This is a genomic window from Vasconcelosia minhoensis LEGE 07310 (assembly GCF_015207255.1).
Taxonomy (GTDB): domain Bacteria; phylum Cyanobacteriota; class Cyanobacteriia; order Phormidesmidales; family Phormidesmidaceae; genus Vasconcelosia; species Vasconcelosia minhoensis.
Genome location: NZ_JADEXG010000029.1, coordinates 1 through 12,521 on the forward strand (window position 1 = coordinate 1; position 12,521 = coordinate 12,521).

The 12,521-nt window shown below is 56.4% G+C and carries 7 protein-coding genes; all 7 read left to right on the top strand.

Annotated features, from left to right (window positions below; all coding sequences use genetic code 11):
* Nucleotides 1-466 precede the first annotated feature (466 nt).
* The 7 genes from hpf to IQ241_RS13285 all read left to right on the top strand — a co-directional run bounded on the left by hpf (nucleotide 467) and on the right by IQ241_RS13285 (nucleotide 12,425).
* Nucleotides 467-1,069 (top strand): ribosome hibernation-promoting factor, HPF/YfiA family, encoded by a 603-nt coding sequence (gene hpf / locus IQ241_RS13255; protein ID WP_193907908.1) that lies wholly within the window; start codon nucleotides 467-469, stop codon nucleotides 1,067-1,069.
* Complete coding sequence (locus IQ241_RS13260) at nucleotides 1,062-1,352, top strand: Nif11-like leader peptide family natural product precursor (protein ID WP_193907910.1); 291 nt, start codon at nucleotides 1,062-1,064, stop codon at nucleotides 1,350-1,352. Before hpf ends, IQ241_RS13260 begins: the two co-directional genes overlap by 8 nt.
* Before the next feature lie 1,221 nt (nucleotides 1,353-2,573).
* On the top strand, nucleotides 2,574-4,481 hold the full coding sequence (locus IQ241_RS13265; RefSeq protein ID WP_193907912.1) for an AMP-dependent synthetase/ligase: 1,908 nt from the start codon (nucleotides 2,574-2,576) through the stop codon (nucleotides 4,479-4,481).
* Between the two features lie 26 nt (nucleotides 4,482-4,507).
* Nucleotides 4,508-6,880: a 3-hydroxyacyl-CoA dehydrogenase/enoyl-CoA hydratase family protein gene (locus tag IQ241_RS13270; protein ID WP_193907914.1), complete on the top strand. Its 2,373-nt coding sequence runs from the start codon at nucleotides 4,508-4,510 to the stop codon at nucleotides 6,878-6,880.
* A gap of 27 nt (nucleotides 6,881-6,907) precedes the next feature.
* Entirely contained in the window at nucleotides 6,908-8,089 is a 1,182-nt protein-coding gene (locus tag IQ241_RS13275) for an acetyl-CoA C-acyltransferase (protein ID WP_193907939.1), read from the top strand.
* 41 nt (nucleotides 8,090-8,130) lie between these two features.
* A complete protein-coding gene (locus IQ241_RS13280) occupies nucleotides 8,131-10,563 on the top strand; it encodes an acyl-CoA dehydrogenase (RefSeq protein WP_193907916.1) in 2,433 nt (810 codons plus the stop codon).
* Between the two features lie 287 nt (nucleotides 10,564-10,850).
* Complete coding sequence (locus tag IQ241_RS13285) at nucleotides 10,851-12,425, top strand: phytoene desaturase family protein (RefSeq protein ID WP_193907918.1); 1,575 nt, start codon at nucleotides 10,851-10,853, stop codon at nucleotides 12,423-12,425.
* The last annotated feature ends 96 nt before the right edge of the window (nucleotides 12,426-12,521 follow it).

The following is a 12,521-nucleotide window of genomic DNA, read 5'->3' on the forward strand; positions in this document are numbered from 1 at the left end:
ACAGTTCTGCCGCATTCGGGGCTACATCTCGACATTAAGAAAGCAGGGGATTGCTGTACTTGATGCCTTGAAAAGTGCTTTTACGGGTAGCCCTATTCTTCCGGTGTTTCAGCCTGAGTAGTTACAATTTTTCTATTGTTTTAGCAACGGTAAGCTCATAGCATTCGATGTCTATTTTTGTTAAAAAACGCAAATCTTATCCTGGAATCGCTTAATCTGAAGTTATAAAGATTCAGGTTAAAGGACTTTAAAAAAGCTAAAAAAGACTGCAAAGGTCAATACAAAGAAAGATTACAAAGAATCCCAAAATGTAGGCTTAGGTCAGGATTTTGTTAAGCGATTTTCGATTTCGCTCCAAGATTGTTTTTCCGGGCGCTGTTGCCAAAAACAAATGCTGACTGAGCGAAATGGATTCCTGGACTTAAAATTCAAAGCCTGTTATATACCCTAAGGAGGCAATGCTGAGATGAGGCTGGTTATCCAAGGGAAAAACATCGAAGTCACAGATGCTATTCATGACTATGTGCATCAGAAAGTTGGCAGGGTCATCGATCACTTTGCTCATCGGGTCAAGAATGTTGACGTCAATCTATCGGTGCCTCGAAAGTTGCGCGGGCAGCCTCAGCAGATTGCCGAGGTGACCGTTTATGCAGAGGGTGCGACCATTCGGGCAGAAGAGAAGCATGAAAGTCTCTATGCCAGTATTGATCTAGTCGCTGATAAGCTGGCCCGGCAGCTGCAGAAGTATAAGGACAAGCTACAGCAGCGGCCTGCTAAAGCAGCGCCAGGTAATGCGTTCGAGCAGGCCCCGTTATCTGCTGATATGATTCGCGATCGCGAACCTGAACTTCCCCCTAAAGTCGTTCGCAACAAGTTTTTCGCTATGCCGCCCATGACGGTTGAAGAAGCGTTAGATAACTTGCAGCTGGTGGGTCACGATTTTTACATGTTTCACAACTCAGAAACCGGCGAAATTAACGTCATTTACGAGCGCAATCACGGCGGATATGGAATCCTTCAGCCCCGTTTGGACTACAGAAAGCCTATTGGAGATGCTAACGATGTCTAAGAAAAACGTGTTCAATTTTTTGGCTAAGGCCGCGCAAGATCAGAACCTTAAGAATCAGCTAGAGACCACCTCAACCCCCGAGGAAGTGGTTGGAGTAGGTAACCAGGCTGGCTACGAGTTTTCTTCCCAGCATGTGGACGAGGCGCTAGCAGACCTGAAGCAGCAGCCTGGATTTTTTGGAGTCCTGGCGGAAGCGGTGATCGAGCTGTTTAGCCCTGACCATGATGACTACCCAGTCAGCGGCGTACAGCCGTTTAGCGGCGACCCTAATCCAGATAGATAAGCTGACAGTCCGCTTCTGCTGGTTCTAAGAGAGGGTATCTTCACAACTTTCTCAGATTCCTGCTCTAACGTGAGGAGTAGCGTTAGAACTGGGGATTGTTCTTTCTGCTGTAGCAGGAGTATTGGCTTAGACGCCTCGCAGCAATTCCCACCTTCGTAACCAAATCGCATTTTGGTCCAAATCATTCTGTGGGAGAAAAAGTGATGATAGCTCGAAACGGAGCAGCTCCAAAAAGAGTCGGCATTCTGCTATTACCACAACGGTGGCCGGGAGCATGTCACCTTTGAGCCCTCACCCTAAATCCTTCTCCCAAAACGGGGAGAAGGACTTTGAGTCTTACTCAGGTTTCTGGCCATTTCCGGCTCCCCTTCTCCCCGGGGAGAAGGGGCTGGGGGATGAGGGTTATACAGAGTATGGCAAACCTGACATGCTCCCACGGTCGCCGCTGTCCAGTAATCAGGGTTCTCTGAAACTGTGATGGCGACGGTAAGCTACCGAGGACCCCCTGTTCCGTGCAACGATCAGGGTTATTGGCAGGGTTATTGGTCTACCGTCGAAAAATTTATAGCGCAACATGCAGACGCATCGTTTACCCACAGTATGTGTGACAGCATTTGTGACAGCTGTATGCAGGTTCATTTCCCAGAGGTTACTAACATTCTACTACCAAAAAACGATCTAGTAGATGAGTCGAATTGAACGCGCAGATCAGTTTGGTTACGGCATGGATTGACCTATTTGGCACCTCAGGTAAAACGTTATTTCATGCCCTACGGTATGTTTCTTTGTAACTTTTCATCGTCGGGAAGTTGAGCGGAAAGTTATACTGTTTCTATCACTACAAAAAGCGCGGAAAATAAGATTCTGCGAACCATCTCTGTCATCAGTCTCAAGAATCAATCTCGACAGAGCCTCACTGCAAACAGATTCTAAACTTTCGGCGCATCAGTTGCTTCATGGATTTAGCGTTCCGCTGAAGCATTTTTTGGAGGAAAGAGAGTCCTCTCTTAGACACATGCAATGTTCTCGCCTGACCCAGCTAACGTTCATAGGTTCCCTCCGAATGAGGCGGGTATCAGGACCTGTTGGAAACCGGACTGCGGTATACAGGCAGTAGGCGTACAGCTAGGACGCACGCTGCCCTCGCTACTGGATGAAGGCTGCGAGCTAAGCATTCCGTCTACTGCCGTCCCCAGCTGGGTTTCCGCTTTCGGGAGATTTTTGAAAAATCAGCGGTCTACGGCCACGCTCAATCATTACAGCGCCGGCGGTTGGCAAAGCTGGACCTTAGTAGAACTCAGGCAGGCCGCTGAAGAAATTGCCCTAGGGCTGCACCACTACGCGGCGATTCAGAAAGGCGATCGCGTCGGTCTCCTGATGGCCAGCAGCGTCCCGTTTGTGATGGCAGATATTGGCTGCCTGCTAGCCCAGCTGGTGACGGTGCCGATGCTGCCAGAGCAGCCCCTGGAAAGTCGTGAGTATATGTTGAAAGAGACAGCCGCCAGCGTGCTATTTGTCTCTGAGCTGAAACAGGTTGAGCCGCTGCTGCCCAAGCTTCCTGACCTGAGCGCGCTGCGGCTGATTGTAGTGCCCGAGGTTCCCAAAGACCTATCCAAGCATCGGTGGGACAGACTCCAGTGGGCTTTGCCTAACACCGTTGAAATGGTCACTTTAGAGGCCCTCAGACAGCGAGCAAAATGGTCGGCTGCAGCGGTTCAGGCCCTGAGAGCGGCTCTGCATCCGCAAGATTTGGCCACGATTGTTTACACGCCCCACGCTAGCGGTCGGCTTCTAGGCGCAATGCTGACCCATGAGAATCTTGCCGGGAGTGTGATATCAGCTTTTAGTACCCTGCCCTGTCTCCGTCAGGGACCGGGTGAAGTCGCCCTTTCGTTCCTACCCCTGCACCATATCTTTGCGCGGGGGTTTATCTATGGCAGCCTCAGCTACGGGCAGACCATCTACTTCTCCAACCCGCGGCTGGTGATGAAGCATCTGCGCGAGCTGAAGCCCACCGTCTTTTTTACCGTACCCCGGCTGCTAGAAAAGGTATACGAAGGATGGCAGGTTGCTCCTCAACGCCTCAAAAGACCTTTCCGCCAGCTTCAGCAGCGGGCATTGTCCTGGGCCTGGGATCTGGCCAGTCGCTATCCGTTGGCGTATACCCAGTCCCGCCGATATAGGGCCGAGCTCTGGCTGGCCCAACGGACGGTTTTTGGTCCGCTGAGAAACCTGTTTGGCGGTAGGATTAAGTGCTTTATCTCAGGCGGAGCGGCTTTACCCGCTGAGGTCATGACGCTGCTCTCTGGGGCGGGGCTGAAGCTTTGCCAGGGCTACGGGCTCACTGAAGCCAGCTCGACCCTGAGCTTTACCCGCCGACAGTGGAGCCGGGCTGGCACCGTCGGCGTCCCGATGCCGGGGGTAGAAATGGCGATCGCGGCCGACGGCGAGGTCATGGTGAAATCGCCCTACGTCATGCAGGGCTACTATCGTGCCCCCGTAGAGACCCAACGGGTGCTAGAGCCGAACGGATGGCTGCATACGGGCGATCGCGGCGAATTTTCGGCCGATGGCCTACTCACGCTGACCGGCTATAAAAAGGAGCTGTTCAAACTCTCGATTGGAGAATATATCGCTCCCAGACCGATTGAGCTAGCTCTGCGTCAGTCTCCGCTAGTCCAGCAGGCCCTGGTCGTTGGGCCGGGTCGTAAATTCTGCGGGCTGCTGATCTTTCCCAATATGACCGTTCTGATGACGCAGGCACAGCTGATGGGCCTATCGATGCCGCCGGAGTCGCTGCTCAGCCAGCCGCAGATTGTGGCGCAGTACCAGTCGCTGGTAGACCAGGTCAATGCGTCACTGCCGCTTTGGTCAACCGTGAAGCGCTTCCAGCTGATCAATGCCGAGCTCACGGTTGAGAATGGGCGATTGCGATCGCCCGGTCAGCTGAACCGCGAGGCGCTTTATCTGGCTTTTGCGGCAGAAATCGATCGGCTCTATCAGCTGACCCCTCGTAAAGCGCTGCCAGAGTCTGCAAGGATGCCTACGGTGCCAGAACCACCCGATTGGCCGCTGGTGTCCTGGTGGCCTAAAATCCGGACGCGGTTTCCAGCCCGACTATCAAACTAACGTTGTTCTCTCTGGAGGGCCAAACTATGTTTAAGCCGTTTCGAACCGCTGCTGTTTTAGGGGCAGGCGTGATGGGCAGCCAGATCGCCGCCCACTTAGCTAATGCCGGGCTGCGCGTGCATCTGTTAGACCTGCCTGCTGGGGTAGATAGGGCTGGACAAGGGGATAGAAATGCGCTGGTGGCGAAGGCCTTTGCTAAGGCGAGGAAACTCTCTCCGCCGATCTTCTTCTCAGATCGGGAAATTCATCGAATCCAGCTGGGGAACTTTGAAGACCATTTTTATCGGCTGGGCGAGGTGGACTGGGTGATCGAAGCAGTGACTGAAAATTTAGAGATTAAGCGGCAGCTAATGGCCCGATTAGAGGGGGTGGTGAAGGCAGACGCGGTGATTTCGTCGAATACCAGCGGGCTGCCCATTCAGCAAATCGCGGCGGGCTGTACAGAACATTTTCGGCAGCGGTTTTTGGGCACTCACTTTTTCAATCCACCCCGCTATCTCAAACTGTTGGAGCTGATTCCCACAGCGGATACCGAGAGCACCGGACTGGAGCGGATGGCCTGGTTTGGCCGCGAATATCTGGGGAAGGGCGTGGTCGTTGCCAAGGATACGCCTAACTTTATTGCTAATCGGATTGGCCTGTTTGTGACCTTTTCAGGAATGCAGGCCCTCACCCAGGGATACAGCATTGAAGAAATTGATACGATTACCGGAACGCTGGTCGGCAGGCCCAAGTCGGCGACCTTCCGCACGGCTGACCTGGTGGGGCTCGACACGCTCCAGGCGGTCGCTAAGCATCTCCATCAGGCTGTTCCAGAAGACGAGCAGCGGGACCGGTTGGCTGTGCCGCCCCTGCTGTCAAAGCTGGTCGAGACGGGCGCAGTGGGTGCCAAGGTCGGTCGCGGATTTTACCAAAAGGTGAAGGGCGAAATTCTCTCGGTGAACCCGGAGTCGCTGGCCTACGAACCGGCTAAACCCCTCCGGCTGGAGGGGTTGACCGAGATTACGCAGCAGCCTCTGGCTGACCGGCTGCGCAGCCTTTACCAGCTGCCGGGGCGGGCGGGCGACTTGTTCCGTCAGATCACCTGGGCCATGCTGAGCTACAGCGCCTGCCGCCTGCCCGAGATTGCCGATCGTCCCCTGGACATCGACCAGGCCATGCGCTGGGGATTTGGCTGGCAGCTGGGGCCGTTTGAAATCTGGGATGTGCTGGGCGTACAGAGGGTGCTCAACGACTTGCAGGCTCAGCAGCTGCCTGTACCCGCCTGGGTCGAAAAAGTGGCGGCCCAAGCCGGTAGCTTCTATCAGGAAGGCAGCTCAGACGGTCTGCTCACGGCTCAGACCGTTGTTGGTCCCGCTGGCTCCCATGCCGTCCAGAAGCCTGCTAAAGAACTCTCGGTGGCTGCTTTGCAAACCTCGCCCAGTCGCATCCTCTGGCAAAATGCTGAATCTGCCTGGTTGGATATGGGTGAGGGAGTCACTCTATTCGAGTTTCGCTCTAAGGGAAATACGCTCAGTAATGAAGTCATGCAAGGGTTAGAGGAGATCCTGAACCGGCTGGAAACTGATGCTTCTCACGGTCTGGTGATCGGCAATGACGGCGACCACTTCTGCGGCGGCGCTAACTTGGTCGAAATGGGACAGATGGCCCAGACTGCCGATTGGGACGCGATCGCGCACCTGATCAGCCACTTTCAATCCCTGCTCCAGCGGATTCACCATTTCCATAAGCCCGTCGTCGCGGCGGTGCGAGGTCGGGCCTTGGGCGGCGGCTGCGAGCTGGTGATGGCCTGCCCGCAGGTGGTGGCTGCGGCGGAAAGTTATATTGGCCTGGTGGAGCTAGGCGTGGGCCTGATTCCAGGGGCGGGCGGGATTATGCGGATGGTAGAGCGGTCCGCCGATCGGGCCGCCAGCAACGCCCCCAGCCATATCCAGCCCTTTATTAACCAGACTTTCCAAACCATTGCCCTGGGCAAAGTTTCCACCAGCGCTGAGGAGGCTCAGCAGCTGGGCTATCTGCTGCCGACGGCCCGGATGGTGATGAACGGCGATCAGCGGCTGTATGTCGCTAAAGAAGAAGTGCTGCGGCTGGCCCGTCAAGGCTATCGACCCTGGCCCGAACGCCATGATATCTGGGTGCTGGGCCAGCCGGGGCGGGCGACGCTGGAGCATATGGCCTATGTCCTCCAGCAGGGCGGCTTTGCCTCCGAGTATGACCGTTTCCTGGCCAGCCGCCTAGCCTACGTGATGACCGGGGGTGAGCTGACGGCACCGGCACGGGTGTCGGCGGACTATCTCTTGCAGCTAGAGCGAGAGAATTTTGTGCCGCTGTTGGAAAATCCCAAGACCCAGGCGCGGATGGCTCATCTGCTGAAGTATAAGAAGCCCCTACGTAATTAAATTTGAAAATTTAAAGTTAGGAGAGAAATCATGCAAGCCTACATTGTCAGCTCAGTTCGAACCGCGATTGGCAAAGCGCCCGACGGTGCGCTTCATACCCAGCGTCCCGATGACCTGGGCGCGATCGCGCTGAAGGGAGCCTTAGGACGAGTCCCTGCCCTCTCTGCCGACCAGATTGAAGACGTAGTGGTGGGCTGCGCCCTGCCCGAAGCCGAGCAGGGCTACAACCTGGGCCGAATGATCGCTCAGCGCGCCGGTCTGCCCGACTCGGTGGCGGGGGCGACGATTAATCGGCTGTGCGCTTCGGGCTTGCAGGCGATCGCGATCGCCCACCAGGCGATTACCCTGGGCCAAGCCGCCGTGATGGTGGCAGGTGGAGCTGAGTCGATGAGCCTGATTCCCATGGGCGGTCATAACCTGCTGCCCAACCCCGCCCTGATGGGACAGTCTCCTCGGGTTTACTGCACCATGGGCCTGACCGCCGAAAATGTGGCGAGTCAGTTCGGCATTGCTCGGGACGATCAGGATGCCTTTGCGCTGCGATCGCACCAGCGAGCCCTGCAGGCGATCGAGCAGAGTCGATTTGCCGCAGAGATCGTACCGGTGCCGATTAAAGCAACTCGCTATGTCGAAGGCCAGGCTGAAACCACAGAAACGCTATTCCAGGTCGATCAGGGGCCGCGAGCCGACACCAGCCTGGTGGCGCTGGCGGCTCTGAAGCCGGTCTTCCGGCTCAAGGGGACGGTGACGGCGGGTAACTCTTCCCAAAGGTCTGATGGGGCCGCGGCAACGCTGCTAGTGAATGAGGAGACTTTGCGATCGCTCAATCTTCAGCCTATGGCCAGAATGCTGGGTTTTGCAGTCGCCGGGGTACCGCCCGAAATTATGGGTATCGGCCCGGTGGAGGCAGTGCCGAAAGTCCTCAAACAAGTCGGGCTGTCGCTGGCCGATATCGGTCTGATTGAGCTGAATGAAGCCTTTGCGTCACAGGCTCTGGCGGTGATTCGTAAGCTCGGTTTAGATGAGCAGATCTTAAACGTCAACGGCGGCGCTATTGCCCTCGGCCATCCCCTCGGCTGTACGGGGGCGAGACTCACCGCCACGCTGCTGCACGAGATGAGACGTCGCCAGATTCGCTATGGCCTGGTCACCCTGTGCGTCGGCGGCGGCATGGGAGCGGCAGGTGTGTTTGAGAATCTAAAGCTGTAGCGTCAATTCCATTTCCTTGAGAGTTCTGTTGGAGGTTTGCCATGAGCGTTCTAATCTATGCTCTTCTCCTGACGTCGGCGCTTCTTGTCGCCCTCATCCTCACCTACGTCGGGATTCCCCTCTGGGGCTGGACACTTTATCTGGCAGCTATCTTAGCTATTCTACAGAGCCCAATCTGGCTATGGACTATCGCTGCTGCGATCGCGCTCGTGCTCAACATTCCTCGACTGCGGCGCTGGGTGATTAGCGATCGCCTATTCCATCTGATCCAGGCGCAACAGCTCCTCCCCAAAATCTCCGATACTGAAAAAGCCGCCATCGAAGCCGGTAACGTCTGGGTTGAAGGCGAATTTTTCTCCGGTCGGCCTCACTTTCAGCGCATTCTCTCGGCACCCTATCCGACGCTGACGCCCGAACAGCAGGCTTTTCTCGATGGCCCGGTAGAGCGAGTGTGTCATATGGCTACCGACTGGGAGATCTCCCAACGCAAAGACCTGCCGCCTGAGGTCTGGGCCGATCTCAAAGAAGCGGGCTTTTTTGGCATGATGATTCCCCGTGAGTATGGCGGCTTAGGCTTTTCTAACACCGCCTACAGCGCGGTGATGACCAAGCTGGCCTCGCGCTCCTTTACCCATACGGCCACCGTCGGCGTCACCAATTCACTGGGACCCGCAAAACTTCTGCTGCACTACGGCACGCCCGCTCAAAAGAATTACTATTTGCCCCGGCTAGCCAGCGGCGAAGAGATTCCCTGCTTTGCCCTGACCGAACCGCAGGCAGGCTCAGATGCGGCTAGCCTCACCTCGTCGGGCACGGTTTTTGAACAAGCAGGCGAGCTCTACCTGCGGCTCAACTGGAAGAAACGCTATACCACCCTTGGGGCCATTTCTACCCTGATTGGCCTCGCCTTCCGGCTGTACGATCCCGATAATTTGTTGGGTAAAGGCAAAGCGGTCGGCATTACCTGCGCGCTGGTGCCGACAAACACGCCGGGCGTCATCGTTGGGCGACGCCACGACCCGATGGGCGTTCCCTTTTATAACTCTCCGATGGAGGGGCGAGATGTGGTGCTGCCGATCGGCCAGATTATTGGCGGCGCAGACCAGGCAGGCGAAGGCTGGAAAATGCTGATGCAAACCCTGGCAGCGGGCCGGGGGATTAGCTTCCCAGCGACCTGCACCGGCGTTGCTAAGCTGACGACTCGGGTGACCGGTGCCTACAGCACCATTCGCCACCAGTTTGGCCTGCCCATTGGTCGGTTTGAAGGGGTGGAAGAACCGCTGGCTCGGATTGGCGGGCTCACCTATGTCATGGAGGCGGCCCGGCTCTATACCTGCGGCGCGGTGGATCAAGGCGAACAGCCGGCGGTGGTATCCGCGATCGCAAAATATCAGTTCACCGAACTCTCTCGCAAAATTATCATCGACGGCATGGACATTCTCGGCGGCGCCGGTATCAGCCGAGGGCCGCGCAATCTGCTGGCCAACATCTACACAGCGACGCCAATCCCGATCACCGTGGAAGGGGCCAACATTCTCACCCGGGCGCTGATTATCTTCGGTCAGGGGGCGATTCGCTGTCATCCCTATGTGTATGACGAGATTACCGCTTTGAACCAGGGCGATTTCGCTGGCTTTGACCGGGCGGTGTGGGCGCATCTGGGCTTCAGCCTGCGCAACGGGGCGCGATCGCTAATTTTAAGCCTCACCCGTGGTCATTTAGCCCGAGTCCCGCTCTCCGGTAAACCTGCCCGCTATGCCCAGAAACTGGCCTGGGCCTCGGCCGGGTTTGCCTGCCTGACGGACTATGCCCTGCTGGCCTACGGCGGCAGCCTGAAGCGCCATGAGAATATCACGGGTCGCTTTGCGGATGTGCTGTCCTGGCTGTACTTGGGCAGCGCTACGCTAAGGCGGTTTGAACAAGAGGGTCAGCCGGTGGAAGATTGGCCGTTTGTGCAGTGGGGACTGGAAACCGCGATCGCGCAGATTCAGCAGAGCTTTGACGGCCTCCTGAGCAATCTTCCCATGCCTATTCTGGGTAATCTGCTGCGGGCGGGGCTGCGGCTAAATTCTCTGGGCGGTCCTCCTGCCGATCGGCTCAGCCAGCGAGTAGCTCAGCTGATGCAGCAGGCCGATACCCGAGAGCATCTGACAGCGGGGATTTACCTCCCCCAAGATCCAGAACAGGCGCTCGGTCGGTTAGAAAATGCCTATCGGCTGACCCAGCAGGCCATCCCTATTCTGAAGCAGCTTAAAGCGGAGGTTAAGTCGGGGCAGCTGTCCGCCGACCTGGCGCATCAGCCGACAGCTGCCCTGATCGAAGCGGGTCTGCGGGCGGGCCTAATCAGCGGCCCCGATTCCGATATCGCCTATGCCGCAGAAGTCGCTCGCACGGACGCTATTCAGGTCGATTCATTTACGCTAGAAGCGTACCAGAACATAGGTCACCCTTCCAGCTTGACTATGCAAAAGTAATGGCGCAAAAGTGATGGCTGAATTAAACATCGCTTATTCAGCTTGACGTCACTCAGCTGGGGCAGTCAGCCACCGCGCTTTTGATTATGACAACGCTGGGGAGCCACCTTATTTCCTAAGCCACTGTTTTTGCTGCCGCGCCTTGGCAACAGCTGACGCTCTCATAAATTCCTCAGATTTGTTCAATAGGCTTAAAGCCAAAGGTCTGAGTTCGCGCCTGCCGTGGGTCGCAGGCGCGAATCAGGGCACAGCTGTTTTTGGCATGAAGTATGGCCTGGGAGACAGAGATGGAACATGTAGAACATTTTGACTATGTCATTTTAGGCGCTGGGCTGGGGGGGCTATCTGCCGCCGCCTGCCTGACCCGCCAGGGAAACCGAGTCGCCGTTTTAGAAAAACACTACCTGCCAGGGGGCTGCTGCCACACCTTTGACTACGGCGACTATCGCTTCTGCGCCGACGTCCATTACATCTCCCAATGTGGGCACAACCAAACTATCGACCAGTTTCTCAACTATATTGGGCGCGAGGTTCCCTTCAATTCCCTCGACCCAGACTGCATCGACCGGGTGATTACACCAGAGGCTGACTTTAGGATTCCGCTCGGGTGGGAATATCTGCGATCGCGGCTGCTGGATACCTTTCCGGAAGAGTCGAAGGCGATTGACTATTATTGCGATCGCATCAAGCTGCTGCACCAGGAGATTCGCTCCCTGGGTCAAGCGGTGCGCTGGTATGATCAGCACTGGCTGGACTGGCTGAAGCTGCCCAAGTACTGGAACCTGTTCCAAAGCCGCAACCAGACCCTGCAAGACCTCTATGATCAGGCTGGGCTGTCACCCAAGCTACAGGCGGTGGTCGCAGGCCAGAGCGGCGACTATGCCCTGCCGCCCAACCAGATTGCGCTGCTGATCCATACCTCCTTGGTCTGGGACTATTCCGAAGGCGCCTACTATCCGAAACATCACTTCAAGCACCTGGTAGACAGCATTGTTGAAGCGATTGTTGCAGGTGGGGGCGTGGTGCGCTACGAGACTCCGGTCGAGCACATCAAAGTGCAAAATCACGCGGTGCATTCGGTTTTGGCTAACGGCACCGTTTACTACGCCGATAAGGCATTCATCAGCGATCTAGACCCTAAGCTCACTGTCCAGCTGATGCATAACCCCGGCGCCCTGAGCGCTCATGAGTACCACCGGCTAACGGATTACGAATACTCTGCTAGCGCCTTCAACATCTACCTTGGCCTAGACAGCCGGTTCGACCCGCAGCGTTACGGTATTGGCAGCTGGAATATCTGGTACTATCCCAACGGCGACCTAAATGAAGCCTATCAGCGACAGTTCGACGGCGACCTGACTCACCCCTGGATCTTTCTCTCTTGCCCGACGATGAAATCTGACCAGCCCGGCATGGCGCCTGCTGGACACCATGTCTTGGAGATTGCCACCGTTTGCGCCTACGAACCCTTTAAGCAGCTCCAGGAGAGCGATCCCAGCGCCTACAAAGCGAAGAAGCGGCAGGTGTATCAGTCGGTAATGGAGAGCGTGCGCGACCTGATCCCCGACGTGGATGCCTATGCCCGGATGAAGGTTTCCGGTACGCCCACCACCAGCGAATATTACTTAGGTCAGCCCCAGGGCAATATCTATGGAGAGAAGCTGGTACCCCAGCAGGTGGGCCTGAACCGTCTGGGCTATCGCACAGATCTATCCAATTTGTTTTTAGTCGGCGCCAGTGCCGGATATCCCAGCGTGCCCGACGTGATTCGCAATGGCATGGACGTGACGGAGCTGATGACGGGACAGGCCGTGGCTCCGTCCAGAGCAGCTAGCCCGGCTCTGGCAGGCACCTTTCGATGACCGCCGGACCTCGCTGATCTGAGCTGTTTTGGCTTAGCAGTAACCGCCCCAGATTAACTTAATCCGGGGCGGTTACTGCTCTCATATTCTGCATCC